Source organism: Lacticaseibacillus suihuaensis (assembly GCF_054785075.1).
Map to the genome: position 1 here is coordinate 29,944 of NZ_BAAGBJ010000005.1, position 16,342 is coordinate 46,285.

At 61.3% G+C, this 16,342-nt stretch carries 14 protein-coding genes; 8 read left to right on the forward strand and 6 right to left on the reverse strand.

Annotated elements, in window-relative coordinates; all coding sequences use genetic code 11:
* Nucleotides 1-147 precede the first annotated feature (147 nt).
* Nucleotides 148-1,029, reverse strand: coding sequence for a class II fructose-1,6-bisphosphate aldolase (gene fba, locus ACYVRZ_RS05785; protein ID WP_225048003.1), 882 nt, complete (start codon nucleotides 1,027-1,029; stop codon nucleotides 148-150).
* 397 nt (nucleotides 1,030-1,426) lie between these two features.
* On the opposite strand from fba, the gene ACYVRZ_RS05790 reads away from it, so the two are divergent.
* From ACYVRZ_RS05790 to ACYVRZ_RS05805, 4 genes are all read left to right on the forward strand, one after another.
* Nucleotides 1,427-1,894 carry a hypothetical protein gene (locus tag ACYVRZ_RS05790; protein WP_461225550.1) on the forward strand — a complete coding sequence of 156 codons (468 nt, stop codon included), beginning with the start codon at nucleotides 1,427-1,429 and terminating at the stop codon, nucleotides 1,892-1,894.
* Between the two features lie 17 nt (nucleotides 1,895-1,911).
* Complete coding sequence (locus ACYVRZ_RS05795) at nucleotides 1,912-2,460, forward strand: hypothetical protein (RefSeq protein ID WP_461225551.1); 549 nt, start codon at nucleotides 1,912-1,914, stop codon at nucleotides 2,458-2,460.
* Between the two features lie 42 nt (nucleotides 2,461-2,502).
* Nucleotides 2,503-3,045 carry a hypothetical protein gene (locus tag ACYVRZ_RS05800; RefSeq protein ID WP_461225552.1) on the forward strand — a complete coding sequence of 181 codons (543 nt, stop codon included), beginning with the start codon at nucleotides 2,503-2,505 and terminating at the stop codon, nucleotides 3,043-3,045.
* Nucleotides 3,046-3,154: 109 nt separating this feature from the next.
* The gene (locus tag ACYVRZ_RS05805; protein ID WP_461225553.1) at nucleotides 3,155-4,090 is read left to right on the forward strand and encodes a LysR family transcriptional regulator; all 936 of its coding nucleotides are present in this window, start codon (nucleotides 3,155-3,157) and stop codon (nucleotides 4,088-4,090) included.
* Between the two features lie 179 nt (nucleotides 4,091-4,269).
* On the opposite strand, the gene ACYVRZ_RS05810 is transcribed toward ACYVRZ_RS05805, so the two are convergent.
* The 5 genes from ACYVRZ_RS05810 to ACYVRZ_RS05830 form a co-directional block, all read right to left on the reverse strand.
* On the reverse strand, nucleotides 4,270-5,325 hold the full coding sequence (locus ACYVRZ_RS05810) for a class C sortase (RefSeq protein WP_461225555.1): 1,056 nt from the start codon (nucleotides 5,323-5,325) through the stop codon (nucleotides 4,270-4,272).
* Between the two features lie 85 nt (nucleotides 5,326-5,410).
* The gene (locus ACYVRZ_RS05815; protein WP_461225557.1) at nucleotides 5,411-5,992 is read right to left on the reverse strand and encodes an LPXTG cell wall anchor domain-containing protein; all 582 of its coding nucleotides are present in this window, start codon (nucleotides 5,990-5,992) and stop codon (nucleotides 5,411-5,413) included.
* 1 nt (nucleotide 5,993) lies between these two features.
* On the reverse strand, nucleotides 5,994-9,110 hold the full coding sequence (locus ACYVRZ_RS05820; protein WP_461225559.1) for a collagen binding domain-containing protein: 3,117 nt from the start codon (nucleotides 9,108-9,110) through the stop codon (nucleotides 5,994-5,996).
* Between the two features lie 12 nt (nucleotides 9,111-9,122).
* Nucleotides 9,123-10,145 carry a pilin N-terminal domain-containing protein gene (locus ACYVRZ_RS05825; RefSeq protein ID WP_461225561.1) on the reverse strand — a complete coding sequence of 341 codons (1,023 nt, stop codon included), beginning with the start codon at nucleotides 10,143-10,145 and terminating at the stop codon, nucleotides 9,123-9,125.
* A 595-nt stretch (nucleotides 10,146-10,740) separates the two neighbouring features.
* A complete protein-coding gene (locus ACYVRZ_RS05830) occupies nucleotides 10,741-11,898 on the reverse strand; it encodes an ABC transporter ATP-binding protein (protein ID WP_461225563.1) in 1,158 nt (385 codons plus the stop codon).
* A 144-nt stretch (nucleotides 11,899-12,042) separates the two neighbouring features.
* Here ACYVRZ_RS05830 and ACYVRZ_RS05835 point away from each other — a divergent pair, with 144 nt between their 5' ends.
* The 4 genes from ACYVRZ_RS05835 (at nucleotide 12,043) to metG (ending at nucleotide 16,336) form a co-directional block, all read left to right on the forward strand.
* The gene (locus tag ACYVRZ_RS05835; RefSeq protein WP_262315587.1) at nucleotides 12,043-12,516 is read left to right on the forward strand and encodes an NUDIX hydrolase; all 474 of its coding nucleotides are present in this window, start codon (nucleotides 12,043-12,045) and stop codon (nucleotides 12,514-12,516) included.
* A gap of 179 nt (nucleotides 12,517-12,695) precedes the next feature.
* Entirely contained in the window at nucleotides 12,696-13,514 is an 819-nt protein-coding gene (locus ACYVRZ_RS05840) for a DUF72 domain-containing protein (protein WP_461225807.1), read from the forward strand.
* A 25-nt stretch (nucleotides 13,515-13,539) separates the two neighbouring features.
* Nucleotides 13,540-13,914: a nucleotide pyrophosphohydrolase gene (locus tag ACYVRZ_RS05845; protein WP_461225565.1), complete on the forward strand. Its 375-nt coding sequence runs from the start codon at nucleotides 13,540-13,542 to the stop codon at nucleotides 13,912-13,914.
* A 442-nt stretch (nucleotides 13,915-14,356) separates the two neighbouring features.
* The gene (metG, locus tag ACYVRZ_RS05850; RefSeq protein ID WP_461225567.1) at nucleotides 14,357-16,336 is read left to right on the forward strand and encodes a methionine--tRNA ligase; all 1,980 of its coding nucleotides are present in this window, start codon (nucleotides 14,357-14,359) and stop codon (nucleotides 16,334-16,336) included.
* The last annotated feature ends 6 nt before the right edge of the window (nucleotides 16,337-16,342 follow it).

Sequence of the window (16,342 nt, forward strand, 5' to 3'; positions counted from 1 at the left end):
GGCGTAACAGCGTGAAGAGGCGGTTGCAGAATTTCTGCAGCCGCCTTTTTGGCCGCTTATTTTAGACGGCACTCTTTTGAAAGCGGGGGCAGGGCAAACAAAAAGCCGGTCGCAGTTGCGATCGGCTTTTCGAGTTGCTGAGGTCGATTAGATCTCGGCCGGAACGAGCTTGACGGACTTGGTGCCCATCCAGCCGCAGATTTCCTCGAAGGTATCCGTGATGGCCTGGGTGCCAGGTGCCAGCAGCTTGCGAGGGTCGTAACCCTTGCCCTGCTTGTCCTTGCCGGCTTCGATGTATTCGCGAGTTGCCTTGGCGAAGGCAAGCTGGCATTCGGTGTTGATGTTGAGCTTAGCAATCCCCATGGAGATGGCCTTTTCAACCTGGTCCTGAGGAATGCCGGAGCCACCGTGCAGAACAAGAGGCTGCTTGACAGCGTCAGCAATTTCCTGCAGACGGTCGAAGTGCAGACCCTTCCAGTTGTCAGGGTATGGGCCGTGGATGTTGCCGATGCCGGCAGCCAGGAAGTCGATGCCGGTTGCGGCAAGCTGCTTAGCTTCTTCAACGGAAGCCAGTTCGCCTTCACCAACAACGCCGTCTTCTTCACCGCCGATGGAACCAACTTCGGCTTCGACGGAGATGCCCTTGCTGTGAGCCAAGGCAACGATTTCCTTGGTCTTTTCGAGGTTTTCATCGAATGGCAGGTCGTGGCCGTCGAACATTACGGAGTTGTAACCAGCCGCAATGGCTTCCTTAGCAGCTTCGTAGTTACCGTGGTCCAGGTGGATAACAACCGGAACGGTGATGTCCATGGACTTAACCGTGGCTTCGATCAGACCCTTGCACAGTTCGTAGCCGCCCATGTACTTGGCAGCGCCCATGGAAGTCTGGATCAGAACTGGAACGTTCAGCTCTTGCGCACCCTTAAGAATGGCGCGGGTCCATTCCAGGTTGTTGGTGTTGAACGCACCAATGGCGTAGTGACCTGCACGAGCAGCTTTGAACAATTCGGTGCCGTTAACTAATGGCATAAGTGTTTTTCCTCCTAAAAGATGAAAACAAATTTTTTTACTCCTCTATTCTAGCATACATTTTCAGGATTTGTCGCCTAAATTTGACCGGCCAAAATGCCGTCACGCTGGGCCTTGATGCGACGCGGTTGGCAGCGGTTACGGCCGAATGCTAAGCGCGTTTGCAAAAACCGCGAGCCCCGACCGAGACTCGGGCGATGCGGGAACTTGCGGCGGTGCGGAGGCGACTGCGGCGGTGCGAAACAAGCACCGCGGCGTGAGGTGACGAGGCCGCCGCCACGCCTTGCGGTGGCACGGATTGCCCGGCCGAATATTAATACCTAGATAACCAATCATGTTTTAATTTGTACCAGCGATTCCTGTCTTGATACCATGAAGTCATGGAGGTGAGTTCGCGATGACACCGAACCACATACGGCGATGGGGAATCGCCGCACTGCTTGTCCTGTTAGTGACGTTGGGCGGAATCTGGCTGGCGCGTGAGCCCCCAGCGCCCAAGGATGAGGCCAAGGTCGAAGCCAAGGCCGAAGACGTCGATGTCGGGGCCGATCCGGTGATGAAGCAGACGGCCAACATGATGCGCCTGCAGCAATCCCGGCAGCTGATCATCGACACGACCACGCAAAAGGCGACGGCCCTGCGCAACTTGACCAGCAACCAGTACAACTTGCGCTACGAGCTGTGGCAGAACAAGAAACGCTTGTACCACAGCTCGGTGATCCAACCGGGCGGCGCCGTCACCGACTACAAGGTGGCCCTGAAGAAGGGGACCCACCAGGTCGATGTTCGCGCCGTTGTGGTTCACCCCGAGACCAAAGAAGATATGAACACAATGACGATCCCCGTGACGCTGATTATTCAGTAAAAGGAGACCAAAAAACAATGATGAAAACCAAATTAGCAACCATGCTGGCAACCGGTGCCTTGGCTTTGACGGCCGCGCCGCTGAGTGCGGTGGGGGCCCTCCAAGGTAATGGTGTGAAACAAATTGACGTGCGAGGCACTTTAACGGCCACCGCGCCTGGCCACCTCGACATGTCCTTTGACGTGGGGGCGACGGCGACGGGGTCAGTGACCAGGACTTGGGATCCTTTGGCGCAGCGGTACGAGGCGAACTTCGAAGCCTCACAGAAGCTGTATGTTCTGACGAATTTCAACCAGCCGGTGACGACGGTGACGGCACGTGTTAACCGCATGACCACACCTTGGAAAGAGAATTTTGCGATGTACGTTGGGGAGGGTGAGACCGATGCGGCCGAAACCGCGATAACGGTATCGAAACCCGGGCGTTCGAATTGGTCGACCAGCTACAACTTCAACTTCAAGAGTGAGAAAATGCCGTTCCGCTCAGGGAATGCGGCCTACATCATCGCCGGTAACTACCGTGCGACGGTTGATTACCACATCACGGTGGAAAACGACGAATCGTAACCCCGGCAAGTGGTTGCGGTGTGACAGGAAAGGAGATGGCTTATGACAATCAAGTACGGGGGCATGCTGCTGGCCGCGGCGGCCCTGGCAATGACGACCGTCCCGCTGAGCGGCGTCGGGGCCGCCACCGGCAACGGCGTTGACCAGATCAACGCGCAAGGGACGCTGACGGCCACGGCGCCGGCCATGCTGGCTATGGAATTCCCGGCCGGGGCTACTGCGACGGGGTCGCTGCACCGCACCTGGGTTCAAGGCATCGGCACCTACGCCAACTTCACCGCGAACCAGAAGGTGAATGTGTTGGCCAATTACGCCAGCCCGGTTCTGTCCGTGACTGCCACCGCGGGGCGGATGGCCACGCCTTGGAAGCAAAACTTTGCGGTTTACGTGGCGGTGTCCGGCAACACGCCGACGCAGACGACGACCAGCCAGCAGCTGGCCGGTGAGCCGAACCGCTACCGCACGTTCGACTTTGATTTCAAGAGCGAGCCGATGAAGTTCCCGACCGGCCAGACCACCGAGATCATTGCCGGTGACTACCGCGCCACCATCGATTACCGCATCGATGCGCGAAACGCCGAGTGACTCGGCACCTGCAGTCCTTGCCCCCGGGCGAGGGCGTTTTTCGTGTTGACGCTTTCTTATTCCAAAATTACAATGATGTTATGTAACTTGACACGGGGGAGAACAAGACATGGGGATCGCGAACGAACACACGGTGAAGATTCGGCCGGTGCTGCAGGCGGTGGCGGAGCTGGGGAGCCTGACCGCCGCGGCCAAGCACCTGCTGGTCTCGCAGCCGTACATCAGTCACCTGATTGCAGACACCGAAAAGCAGCTCGGGGTGCAGCTGGTTGACCGCAGCCGCAAGCCGGCGACGCTGACCTACGCCGGGCGGTTTTACCTCGACGGGCTGGACAACCTCGAGCAAAGCGCCGACAAGCTGGCCTGGCACATGGCCGCCATCGCCCAGCACCGCGAAGGCAATCTGACCGTGGGGTTCGGCGAGACCTCGACGGTGCGAGCGATCGTCGGGCTGATCGCGGCGTTCGCCCAGCGCAGCGCCGGCTATCACCTCGATGTGCATGAGAACACCTCCTGGGCGGTGTTCAAGGAGATGCTCGATGGCCACTGCGACGCCTACTTGGGTGTGGAGCCGGCGCTGCACATGCCGGTGTTCACCGATGTGTTTGCGCGTAAAACGATGGCGCTGGTCGGGCCTCGCACCACCGGGTTGCCGGCTCGCATCACCGAGCTGGCCGACCTGCGCTTTTTGACCGACCGCACCGTGGTCACCTACGACCCAACGTCGGTGCTGGATCAGTACATGCGCCAGCTGTTCGAACGCGCCGAGGTGCCGCTTCGCTCGCAGATTCAACTGCTCAACGTCAACACGATTCAGCAGCTGGCGGCTCGCGGCACCGCCTGGGCCTTGGTGCCGGTGGACCGGCCGCTGACGCTGAGCCCTCAGGCGGCCATCATTCCCATCGACCCGGCGCTGATGAGCCTGCCGGTGGTCGTCGCCTGCAAGAAGGGCCACGAACGCCGCCCGGAGATTCAAAGCCTGATTGCCGAGGTTCACAGCGTCGCAGCGGCGCTGACCGCGGGTGATTCGGGCGACGCAGACTGAACCTGAAGCTTGAGACCACAAACAACCGGCGCCACGCGACTTCTGCCCATCGGAGGAAGTCGCGTGGCGCCGGTTTTGTCATGCGGTCGGTGATGACCGCGGTCAACGGAGCGTGGTGGCTGCGGTAGCCTGGCCACGGCGGGGTAGGCGGTGGTAACGGCCGGCCAAGACGGTCATGGCTACCGCACGGTCAGCGCCTGGTCGCGGATGCGTCGCACGTAGGCGCGGTGGCGACCGGTGGCGGTGCGGAAGCGGTAGGTGGCGCCGGGCAGCGTGAGCGTCGCACTTCCCGCCTCGTCGGCCGTGACGCGGCGGCGGCGGCCGAACCAGCCGGTGCGAAGCCGCAGTTCGGCGCCCGGGGCCAGCTGCAGCGTCAGCGTGTAGTCGCGCCGGGTCACCATCAACAGCCGCGCGATGCGCCAGTACAGCCAGGCGAAGGCGCAGCCGCCGATTGCCCACAGCCAAGGCACCAGCCGCTTGAAGCGGGAGGTGGCGGCGGCCGCCCGGGCATCGGCCGCGGTGTAAGGAACTCGCTCGCCGGTCACCAAAAGCCGGTGGCTGTTGATCATGTAAGGGGTGCAGGTGATCAAGGTCACTAGGTCGCGGCCCGGCCGGCGCCTGAGGTAGCGCACGTCGCTGGGGGTGGTGACGTGACGCGCGGTGACGCGGTAGGCCAGCTTGTGACCGGCGATGGTGAGGTAGAAGCGGTCGCCGTGGCGCAATTCGGGCAGGTGGGTGAACAGTGTTGCGTTGGGGACCCCGCGGTGAGCGGAGATGACGGCGTGGGTGCCAGAGCCGCCGGTGGGGTAGCTCGAGCCGTTCAGCCGGCAGGCCCCGAACTGCAGCAGCCAGTCGGTGGTTTGATCGAAAACCGGGAGATCCGCGTCGATGGCGGGGATGGTCAGCCTGGCGATGGTCTCGCTGGCCAGTCGCCGGTCGTCACGCGTAGCGCCGATGCCGTGATTGCCGGCCACCGCGGCGCTGAACCGGGCGAGCCCGGGTTGCGTGTTGGCGGCCGCCAGCTTGCGGTTTTGCGCCTGAAAGTCGGCGAACTGCCTTGCATCGGCTTGGGCCTTGCTGCGGGTTTCTTGTTGGGCGTAGCGGCCGAGCAGCGCCTGGTTGCGCTGGGTAACGTAGGCGTCGCTGACGAAGGGATAGGCGACGAAACCGACACCGACCAGCAGGCCGATGAGCAATAGCACATCGATGGGGCCGAGCAAAGAACGGCGTGGCATGGCAGGCCTCCTTGGGCAAGCGACGGGAACGGACGAAATTAGGGGACAAACACGGCCGCCATTGGAGTAGCGGCCGTGTTTGGCTTCATTGCAAACGCGAGAGGGGATCGGTGGTGCAGCGTCGGCGCGAGACGCGCAGCAGCAGGGTAATCATCGCAACGCCCAAGACCGACAGCAGCCGGCGGGTGATCTCGCCGGTTTGCGGCAGGTTTGGGCCGGGTGGTGGCGTCGGTCGCGGCGGGGTTTCTTGCGGCGGTGTCGGCTGTGTTAACAGTGCCTTGGGCCAGGCGTCAAGCGGGGTACCGTCTTGCGGCATCAGCCCCACGATGTTTTGAATCCCACCGCTAGTGGTGATCAGATACACCGCCTGGCACCCGGCGCGACGGGCATCAAGCGTGAAGCGAGCGGTGCCATCCGCCCGGGTAAGGCCGGTGAGAAGCGGGGCTTGGTGCGGTCCTGCAGCGGCCAGCCGGGACTGCCAGTAGGCTTGTTGATTCGCGTTGCGCGGCTGGTGCGACCAGAACTCGTGAGTGACATCGTAGACGCTCACCCGCTGATTGGCGGCGCCAATGTTGATGGTGGCCTGACTGGCGAGAACCGGGGCCTTTGGGGCCAAGCCCAGTGCCAGCAGCAGCGCGATCAGCGCCGGCCAAAAACATTTGTGCAAATCAGGCCACCTCCTTGCGGGTTCGTCGGGCCAATTGCCGGCCAGTCAACGCCAGCAGGAGCAGACCAATCATCATCAGGCCGCCACGCAGCCGGCCGCCGGTGTGGGGCAGCAGGATGCGCGAATTTTTGACTGTGAGGGTGACGGTGGGGGCATCCTGCGTGAACGACAGGCCCAGCTTCCGGCCCTCACCGGTGTATTCCGGCGCAATCTGGTAGCCGGTCGGTGCCTTGACCTCGACCAGCCGGTAGCGGCCGGCCCGGAGGTTGGCCCAGCGAGCGTGGCCCGAGGCGTCGGTGGTCACCGTGCGGGTGGTATTGGTGGCGACCGCTGTCAGGGCGAATTCGGCCCCAGCCAGTTGGCTGCCAGTGGCCGCATCCTGTTTGGTCAGCTCAAGGCTGCCGCTGACGCCATTGGCGGAGCCGCCGACGGTTGTCACCTGGACCTTGGTCGGCTGGTCGGTTTTGTCCTGGGTCACGCGATTGGCGTCGATGCGAACGCCGTTGGTCAGCTCGGCCACCGGGGCGTCCGAGTCGATGGTGGCCGCGTAATCGATGACATAAGGCTGCGTCAGCTCATGCAAAAAGGTGATGGTCGTGGTGGTTTCGCCGGTCGGCCCGTCGATCTTGGCGACCGCGGTGTAGTCGCGGCCTTGGGTCAGCGGGTGTTCGTAGTCGACTTGGGTGGCGCCGTTATTGTTGTTGGCGTCGTCGTATTGGAACGGGTAAATCTGAAGCGACGCGAGGTCGACACGCTGATTGGGACTGGCGACGTCTGTGACCACCGCGTTTTTAAGGTGAGCATTGGCGTCGTTGACCCGCACCGACCAGTTGACCTGGGCCTGGTTGCTTGAGTCCTGCTGGCCGGTTTTGGCGATGATGGTGCCGGCGTTACCGGGCCACACCGGGTTGCTGGGCAGCGTCTCGGGCTCACCGCCGTTGGTGTAGGTGGCGGTGTTCTTGTAGTTCTTCTGGGCCAGCGGATCGCTCAGCCGGGTCAAAACCACCACTTGGTACGATTGGGTCGCGCCTTCCGGCAAGTACACCGTCAGGACCCGGTTGTTGCCGGCGGCGGGTCGGTTGATGGCAATGCCAGCCGTGACGGGGAGGCTGTAGCTGCCGTTCGTGTCCTGGGTGAGAACCAGCGCGTCGACGAAGGTCTGATCGGCTGGAATGGCATCCGTGACAGAGGCTGCGGCCAACCGCTGGTGGTCGGTGTTGACCGTGACCTCCCAGCGCAGCTGGCCCCGGGCCTGCAGCCAAAATCCGGTTTTGTTGTCGGTGTTGGTGATGGTCGGCGGTGGGTTATACTCCGCCGTGGCCGTGAGATCCGGCCCATCGACGCGGTTCACCCAGGCGGTGTTGACCGCGTCTTGGTCGTAGCGGGTGGTGTAGGTCAGCCTTAGGTGAGCGTAGGTTTCGCCGTAAGCGCCGATCAAGGCGAGGGCGAACTGCGGGGTGTTGGTCGCATGGGTCAGCTCAAAATCCTGGCCGGCAACCAGCTGCTGACCGGTATCCATATCGGTCAGTCGCAGCGTTGCGTCAATCAGGCTGATTGGGGCGACGTCGAGGTAGTGGTTGTCCGAGGCACGGCCGAACAGCGTGTCGGCCAGGGTGTAGTTGACCAGCTGCTGGTGTTGGGGATTCAGGTCGACTGCCCAATCCACGGTGTGGTCGGCATCATCGGCTCCCGTCTCGGTTTTGGTCAAGTTGGGACCGGTGGCCACGTTGATGGTCCCTTCGCCGTGAGCCCGGTGGCCGTGGTTATCCTCGATGTCGTTGACCAGCTGCTGGCCGGTGCTGGGATTGGCCACGGTAACGGCGTAGGTCAGAAGCAGCGGTTGGTCGATGGCTCGCAACAGGGTGATGCGCATCCGGGAGTCGAAGTAGTCGATCCGGTAGTCGCGGCCTTGGACCAACGGTTCCCGGGGACTGAGGTCGGTGGCCGTGTCCCAGCCGGCGAGACTGATCTGAACATCGTCGGCGCGCTGGGTGAAGGCCTGACCGGGTCCCGGGGTATCGATTAGGGTGGTGTTGACCGGTAAAGACGTTCCGGGTTCGTTGTACGTGACGGTCCAGTTGTAGCGTTCGTCGCTGCCACCGGCGAAGACCTTCGTCAGCATTTCGTGCGGTCGGTAGTTCATGGTCACCTGACCGCCGACGGTCGGCGGATTGGGGTCGGCCTGGCCGTCGTAATACAAGGCGGCGCGATTTTCAATCTGCTGGTAGTCGTAGGTCCGGGTGGGGTCGGCCAGGCGGGTGTGGACGGTGACCAAAAAGGCGTGGTTGGTGTCGGCGTAATCGCCTTGCAGGTAGATCTGCTGCCCATCGACGCGAAAGTCGCCCCCTTCTTCAAGCGCGGTGCCGGTGGCGTGAAGTGAGCCGTCCGGCAGCACGTCGGCGACCTGAATCGCAACGCCGGTCAGAACTAGGCTGGCCGGCAACTGTTCTGCCAGGTGACCATTGACCAGGTGCTTAAGCCCGGCATTGACGTCCAGCGTCCAGTCGATGTTGGCAGAGGTGCCGACCTGCCGTCCGGTTTTGGTGAGGTCTGCGACGTGGGCCGGCTTGACCGTCACCGGAACACTGACGACCTTATTTTGACTGACCGGCACCAGAATTTCGTGGCTGCCGGTTTCATCGAAGCTCAGGCCGGTCGAGGTGAGGTGAAAATCGCCGGCGAGGTCGCTCAGTCCCACTGCCTCCTGAGCGAAGGTCAGCGTGACCGCGCCGTCTTGCACGGTGAAATGGCCGAGCGGCTGATCGGTTGTGCTCAGCAGATCACCATCCGCGGTGAACGGCGGCACCTCGCTTGGTAGCGTGAAGCGAAAGTAGTCGCCAGGCTGCACGAGCCCATTGGGCAAGGACCAGTGATAGGTCAGCGCCAGGTTGGATGCGGGTGTGACATCGGTGTCTGCGACCGGCTGGCCATCGGCATCGACAAAAGTGTGATCGACCCGGTCAATAATCGTGCCATCGGTCACCAGTGGCGCCAGATTGCGGCCACCTTCGGCCGCCGCCAGTGGGACGGCCCGGGTGAGCCCGCATAAGAGTCCCTGCAGCACCAGAACGAACGCCAAAACACCGGTCAGTCTTCGGCTGACATTGTGCGGAGTCATGACGCCGTCCCGTCAGGCCCGGGCCTGGCGCTTGCGGATGCCGACGACGGTCAGCACGATCAAGACGGCCCCGATGGCTAAGAGCCCGATGATGCCGGCGCCACCGGTGTGTGGCAGCAGGCCGGTTGGCTGATCGAGAATGTCTGTGCTTTGGTCGTCGAAGGTGAAGTCGGTATCTTCGGCCGTGTCGTAGCCGGCCGGGGCCTTGGTTTCGACGGCCTTGAAGGTGGTGGTCGTGTCTTCCAGACCGCCGACACCGAATTCGCCGGCCGCATCGGTCACGAACGTGGTCCCCTTGGCGACCCAGCTGAGCTTGTAGTTTTGGGCCTCCGCGTCGATGTAGCCGGTCAGCTCGGTCTGCGCCTCGCCGTCTTCATCGGTGACCAGCAGCTGCTTACCTGCGGCGTCTTGGATGCTGAATTCGGCGCCTTTCAGCACTTGGTTGGTCTGGCCGTCCTTTTTGATGAACTTGTGGAAGTGTGTGGTGATCTTTTCGTTCTTGGGATAGACGTAAACATTCCCATCCGCGGCCTTCTCCGCCGGCAGGCTCAGCCAAAAATCAGGTGTCTTGGAATCCGCGTAACCGGTGCGGCCGGCTTCTTCGTGGAACAGGTAGACGGCGGCGTGATCACCGCTGTGAACGTTCAGGTCCAGGGAAAGCTGCCCCTGGTCATCAGTTTTGAGCGGCGTCTTGGTCACCAAATCGCTGTCGTTGCGCTTCGGCGTGAAGTTGTCCGGAGCGGCCCAGTACTGGCCGGTCACATCGTAAACCGAGAACTTGACCCCGGCAAGCGGGGTGGCGTCCTTGGCCCAATCGCCTTGGGCCTGATCCGGCGTCTGGGTGGTGCTGTGTTCCACCGGCGCCTGTTCCTTGGCAAAGCCGAACTTGGTCAGGATGACGTGCTGCGTGGTTGGTGTGGTTTCGTCATCTGCCGCCTGAACCGGTTGGTGAGCGGTCAGCGCCGCCGCGAGCGGTAAAGCGAGCGCAAGCGCCCCCAGCGCCTGCCACACGTGTGTTGCCCAATTCTTCTTCATCGTAGTTCCCCCTAAAAATTTTTTACACATTAACGTCAGCCGTAGTCTACCATGGGTTGAAAACGAGTTCATTCACACTTTCATAGTCTCTTGATGGCCTAAGTTGTCACAAAATTATGAATATGAGTTTCAATCCATGAATATGCTGGGGGACTAATTGGGGACAGAGTTCACAAGGCCGTACTACGCCAGCGGCCTGTTGCCATGAATACGTCCTCCGCGGTTGCTAACTGAGCAAACATTGGCTGGGTTGCGGCATTCCCAGATCACGCCAAAATAATGTTGGAATACTAGGGGTAAAGAAAGTTAAAAATATTTTTAATTCTATTTTGCTTGTATTAGATTTTTAATTACAGCCTAATTATGCTGTCATAATCAAGCTGTAATTGCGGCTGCGTGGAAAGTCCGGTGGCCGAATTCGAGCCCATCGTCATCTACCGTCATTCGTGATACACCCGTCCCGCTAACTGCGCCTTGCTCCACTCTGGTACACGAAAACCCCGTCCGGTGGGGCGACCGGACGGGGTTTTAAGGGGGTTGTTTGGATAATTGGTTTGGGGGTTATCACTCAGATTTGGATACTGAACCTTTGTGGTTAGGCCTTGGCCTGTTCTGCGTTCATGGCATCTTCAGCTTCCTTGGTGACGATTGCGTTGGTCGTCTCCTTGTCGAAGAAGTGTGCCTTGTTGATGTCAAAGCCCATGTCGATCTTGTCGCCAGGGTTGTGGAAGTCACGGGCATCAACGGTTGCGACGAATTCGGTGCCGTCAACGCGAGCGTAGAGCTGGGAGGTCGCACCCATCAATTCGGAGACGACGACTTCGCAGTGAACGGTTGCGCCAGGCCAGGTTTCGATGAAGGCTTCTTCGGCGTGGATGTCTTCAGGACGAATCCCGAATGTGATCTCCTTGCCGTTGTAGCCGCGGTCGTTCAGAACCTTGGCACGACCTTCAGGAATGGAAAGTTCGAGGCCTTGGCCATCGGAAATCTTGCCGTCCTTGTAGGTGACGTTGAAGAAGTTCATCGCAGGGGAGCCCATGAACCCGGCAACGAACATGTTGCGAGGGTTGTCGTAAACTTCGGCAGGGGTCCCGATTTGCTGAACCTTACCAACGGACATAACAACAACACGGTCCGCCATGGTCATCGCTTCGGTCTGGTCGTGGGTAACGTAGATCGTGGTGGTGTTCAGGCGCTGGTGCAGCTTGGCGATTTCGGCACGCATGGAAACACGCAGCTTGGCATCCAAGTTGGACAGCGGTTCGTCCATCAGGAAGATTGGGGCATCACGCACGATGGCACGGCCCAGCGCAACACGCTGACGCTGACCACCGGACAGGTCGGCAGGCTTTCTTTCAAGGAATTCCTTCAGACCCAAGATGTCGGCCGCTTCGTCGACACGCTTTTTGATGTCAGCCTTGGCGTACTTGCGCAGCTTCAACCCGAAGGCCATGTTATCAAAAACGGTCATGTGCGGGTACAGCGCGTAGTTCTGGAAGACCATCGCGATGTCGCGATCCTTAGGGGCAACGTCGTTCATGACCTTGCCGTCGATCTTCAGGTCGCCTTGGGTAATGTCTTCAAGGCCGGCGATCATGCGCAGGGTCGTGGACTTACCACAGCCAGAAGGGCCGACGAACACGATGAATTCCTTGTCGCGAACGTGAAGGTTGAAGTCCATAACGGCGTCTTTTTCGCCTTCCTTAGCATCAGGGTAACGCTTGTAAATGTGGTCCAGTGCGATTTCTACCATTTGACACACTCCTATCTTGATTACTATTTCAGTATAAATGTAAGCGGTTCACGTTCCCTTGCCAAAGTGAACAAAGATGCCGGCCATTTTTTGGCGGATTGACCAAAGTCGCCAATCTGGTAAACTGCAAGCGAGGTGAGAAAAATGGTTCAGAAGTTAACAGTTGTGCTGGTGGCGACCCCCGCCGGCATCGTGATGATCAACCGACGCAAGCCGCCGTACCGCGGCCTGTGGAACGGGCTGGGCGGCAAGGTCGAGCCCGGCGAGACGCCGCTTGAAGGCGCCGTTCGTGAGGTGAAAGAGGAAAGCGGCGTTGCGCTGGCGCTGGCCGACACGGTCCCAGCCGGCCTAGTGCATTGGCACGTCGACGGCAAGCTCGAAGGTGACTTGTACCTTTACTACGCCCACACCAAGGCCGCGGTGGCCGCTCAGGACACCCGCGAGGGCCTGCTGGCGACGCGGCCGCTTGACTGGCTGCAGGCGCCGGACAACCTCGGGCTGGTCGCTGACCTCAAGGCGCTTTTGCCGCACGTGCTGGCCGGCGAGGACCTGGTCTACAACGCCTGGTTCGAGGGCCAGGACTTCAAGTGGCTCGAGATTCTGGGGCCCCGCGGGTGAGCGGCGAAAAGGCGCCGCGTGGCCGCGAGCTGAGACGGCCGACCGCAGCCGGGCTAGGGTCGCAGTTGCAGCCGGCAGTGGCTTCGCCTGGGTCGCAACCACCGTCGGAGCATTCGGCAGTGGCCAGGTCCAGCTCGCATTCGCAGCCGGCCGCCGGTCAGCCGGCGCCGCGACCCGAGATTCTGGTCGGGTTGACCGCCGTCGCCGATCACCCCAGCCTGGCCGTGGGTCGCGCGTCGACGCTGCGGGAGCTGGCGGGGCATTTTCCGGTGGTCGAGATCGACTCAAGCTTCTACGCCGTGCCGAGCGAGGCGGTGGTGCAGCGCTGGCAGACCCAGGTGCCGGCCGGCTTTCAGTTCATCGTCAAGGCGACGCAGTACATGACCCGCCACAAGGATGACCCGGAACACGAGCTGGTGGCCGAGTTCACCGCGCTGCGCCGTTCTCTGGCGCCGCTTGCGGCGGCCGGTCAGCTGGCCGCCGTGCTGTTTCAGCTGCCGCCGTACTTCGGGGTGACGCTTGAAAACGTGCGGTACCTGCGGCGGATTCGCCGGCTCTACCCGGACCTGCCGGTGGCGCTGGAGTTTCGCAACAACGGCTGGTATGCGGCCGAGTACCGCGAGCAGACCCTCAGCCTGATGCGGGAGCTGCACCTGATCCACGTGGTGGTCGACGAGCCGCAAACCGCGGCCGGCAGCGTCGCCCTGGTGCCGGCCGCGACGACGCCTGAGCTGACCATTTTGCGGCTGCACGGTCGTAACGTGGCCGGTTGGCTGGAGCGGCGGCCCGAGCTGCGCCACCTTCGCACCGCCTACGACTACTCGGAAGCCGAGCTCACGCAGCTCGGCGCGGTGGCCACGGGCCTCGCCTCCCGCCGGGTGATCGTCAGCTTCAACAACAACGGGAACCACGACGCGGCCGGCAACGCGCAGACGTTTTGCCGCCTGCTGGGGCTTGATTTCACCGGCCTGGGTCCCAGCCAGTTGAGTTTATTCTAATAGGATAAAAAATAGGAGAAAAACCATGAGCAAAGACTTCCACGACCTGGACCCTGAACACCACGGCGCCGCGCTGCGCCTGGACGTCGCCTCCGCCCCGGCCATTCGCGCGACGGTGGCGGCGCTGGTCAAGGACCGCGACGAACGCGGTTGGACCCACCACCTGAAGAACCTGGCGACGGCCCTGAACGTCGAGGCCGCCGAGGTGCTTGAGATTTTCACCTGGAAGGACGTCGGCGAGCCGCTGAGCGAACAAGAGACGGCTCATGTCGCCGAAGAGCTGGCTGACGTTTTGATTTTCGTCTTCGACATGTGTGCGAAGCTCGACTTGGATCCGCTGAAGCTGATTGCGGCCAAGCAGGTAATCAACGCGCCGCGCCACCGCGACCAGCGCAGCTGAAGAGCGGCTAGCTTGCACCGGCACTCGGCGCCAACTGGTAGCGCTAGGCTACCCGTCCCGCTAAACCCGCCGAGCTTAGCCGGCTAAACAGGCTCCACCGAGCATCGCCGCCGCGTCTAGCTAGGACTGGCACTCGAAGCAAAGACCGCTTCAAGTGCCAGTCCCACGCTAGCCGGCCGGCTAAACGCTCGCCTCCGCCCTCTAAATGGGCTCCGTTCGGCAACGCGGGAGCGGCTAGCTACGCACTGACGCCGAGGCATAACCCGCCTCAACGCCAGCGCTAGGCTACCCGTCCCGCTAAACCCGCCGAGCTCCGCCCTCTAAACAGCTCCCCAAGTGCCTTCTGTATGGTATACTGATACCAGTTTAGGCACTTTTTTGGCTCGCGGAACGTCGCGGGTACCCTAAAATAATTCAAGTCGCTTCAGGAGGCACATTAACCATGTCAAAACCAACGTTCTACGTGACGACGCCGATTTATTACCCAAGCGGTAAGCTACACATCGGCAACGCCTACTCGACCATCGCCGCAGACGTCATCGCGCGTTACAAGCGCCTGATGGGCTACGACGTCTTTTTCCTGACCGGAACCGATGAGCACGGGCTGAAAATCGAGCAAAAGGCCGACAAGCTGGGCATCACCCCGCAGGCCTACGTCGACGGCATGGTGTCGCAGATCAAGGCGCTGTGGAAAATGCTTGAGATCACCAACGACAAGTTCATCCGTACCACCGATGAAGAACACGTCAAGGCCGTCCAGAAAATCGTCGAACGTCTGATCAAGCAGGGCGATGTCTACCTGGGCGAATACACTGGCTGGTACTCGGTGGAAGACGAGGAGTACTTCACCGAGCCGCAGCTGGCCGAGGTTTACCGCGATGCGGCTGGTAAGGTGATCGGCGGCAAGGCGCCGTCCGGTCACGAGGTGCAGCTGGTCAAGGAGGAGTCCTACTTCTTCCGTATGAGCAAGTACACCGACCGGCTCGTGCAGTTTTACGCCGACCACCCCGACTTCATTCAGCCGGCCTCGCGCAAAAACGAGATGCTCAACAACTTCATCAAGCCGGGCCTGGAAGACCTGGCGATGAGCCGCACCAGCTTCAACTGGGGCGTTCCGGTGCCGGAGAACCCGAAGCACGTGGTTTACGTGTGGGTCGACGCGCTGCTCAACTACATCACGGCGCTGGGCTACGGCTCCGACAACCACGACCTGTTCGACAAGTACTGGCCGGCCGACCTACAGCTGATCGGCAAGGAAATCGTGCGGTTCCACACCATTTACTGGCCGATCATCCTGATGGCGCTGGGGCTGCCGATTCCCAAGAAGATTTACGGCCACGGGTGGCTGGTGATGAAGGACGGCAAGATGAGCAAGTCCAAGGGCAACGCCATCTACCCGGAGATGCTGGTCGAGCGTTACGGCCTCGACGCGCTGCGCTACTACCTGATGCGGGCGATTCCGTTCGGCAACGACGGCATTTTCACGCCCGAGGACTTCGTCGACAAGATCAACTTCGACCTGGCCAACGACTTGGGCAACCTGCTGAACCGGACCATCGCGATGATCAACAAGTACGTCGGCGGCGTTTTGCCTGACCTGTCGCAGGTTGCGGCCACGCCGTTCGACGCCGACCTTGAGGCCACCGCGGCCTCGAGCATCGCGGCTTACCACGAAAAAATGGCCGCGCTTCAGTTCTCCGACGCGATGGACGCGACCTGGAAGCTGATCGCCCGGGCCAACAAGTACATCGACGAAACCGAGCCGTGGAACCTGGCCAAGGACCCGGCCAAGGCCTCAGAGCTGGCCAGCGTCATGGGCCACCTGGCCGAAAGCCTGCGCCTGATTGCGCTGTTGATCCAGCCGGTCATGACCCACGCGCCGAAGCAGATCTTCGGCCAGCTGGGCCTGGATTCCGCCATCGCCGCCCAGGAAACCCTCGAGTGGGGTCACCTGCCGGCCGGCACCAAGATCGTCGAGAAGGGGACGCCGATTTTCCCACGGCTCGACGCCGCGGAGGAAGTCGCCTACATCAAGTCTCAGATGCAGCCGCCTAAGAAGCAGGCGACGGTTGACCCGGCGACCCGCAAGGACGAAATCGAGTTCGGCGCCTTCGACAAGTCGGAGATTCGCGTCGCCGAGATCCTGAACGTCGAAAAGGTCAAGGGTGCCGACAAGCTGCTGAAGTTCACGCTGGACGCCGGCGACGAAGGCACCCGCCAGATTCTCTCCGGCATCGCCAAGTACTACCCGCACTTCGAAGAACTGAAGGGCAAAAAGGTCATGGCCGTCGTCAACCTCAAGCCGCGCAAGCTGCGCGGTGAAATGAGCGAGGGGATGCTGCTGTCGGCCGAGGACAGCGAAGGGCACATCACCCTGCTGACCGTCGCCGCTGACCTGGAGAATGGCAGCCTGATCGGCTAACCGAAC

Excerpts from the sequence above, each read along its gene's own strand:
- fba (WP_225048003.1), bottom strand. The coding sequence starts at position 1,029 with ATGCCATTAGTTAACGGCACCGAATTGTTCAAAGCTGCTCGTGCAGGT.
- ACYVRZ_RS05830 (WP_461225563.1), bottom strand. The coding sequence starts at position 11,898 with ATGGTAGAAATCGCACTGGACCACATTTACAAGCGTTACCCTGATGCT.
- metG (WP_461225567.1), top strand. The coding sequence starts at position 14,357 with ATGTCAAAACCAACGTTCTACGTGACGACGCCGATTTATTACCCAAGC.
- ACYVRZ_RS05820 (WP_461225559.1), bottom strand. The coding sequence starts at position 9,110 with ATGACTCCGCACAATGTCAGCCGAAGACTGACCGGTGTTTTGGCGTTC.
- ACYVRZ_RS05805 (WP_461225553.1), top strand. The coding sequence starts at position 3,155 with ATGGGGATCGCGAACGAACACACGGTGAAGATTCGGCCGGTGCTGCAG.
- ACYVRZ_RS05795 (WP_461225551.1), top strand. The coding sequence starts at position 1,912 with ATGATGAAAACCAAATTAGCAACCATGCTGGCAACCGGTGCCTTGGCT.
- ACYVRZ_RS05810 (WP_461225555.1), bottom strand. The coding sequence starts at position 5,325 with ATGCCACGCCGTTCTTTGCTCGGCCCCATCGATGTGCTATTGCTCATC.
- ACYVRZ_RS05835 (WP_262315587.1), top strand. The coding sequence starts at position 12,043 with ATGGTTCAGAAGTTAACAGTTGTGCTGGTGGCGACCCCCGCCGGCATC.
- ACYVRZ_RS05845 (WP_461225565.1), top strand. The coding sequence starts at position 13,540 with ATGAGCAAAGACTTCCACGACCTGGACCCTGAACACCACGGCGCCGCG.
- ACYVRZ_RS05790 (WP_461225550.1), top strand. The coding sequence starts at position 1,427 with ATGACACCGAACCACATACGGCGATGGGGAATCGCCGCACTGCTTGTC.
- ACYVRZ_RS05825 (WP_461225561.1), bottom strand. The coding sequence starts at position 10,145 with ATGAAGAAGAATTGGGCAACACACGTGTGGCAGGCGCTGGGGGCGCTT.
- ACYVRZ_RS05800 (WP_461225552.1), top strand. The coding sequence starts at position 2,503 with ATGACAATCAAGTACGGGGGCATGCTGCTGGCCGCGGCGGCCCTGGCA.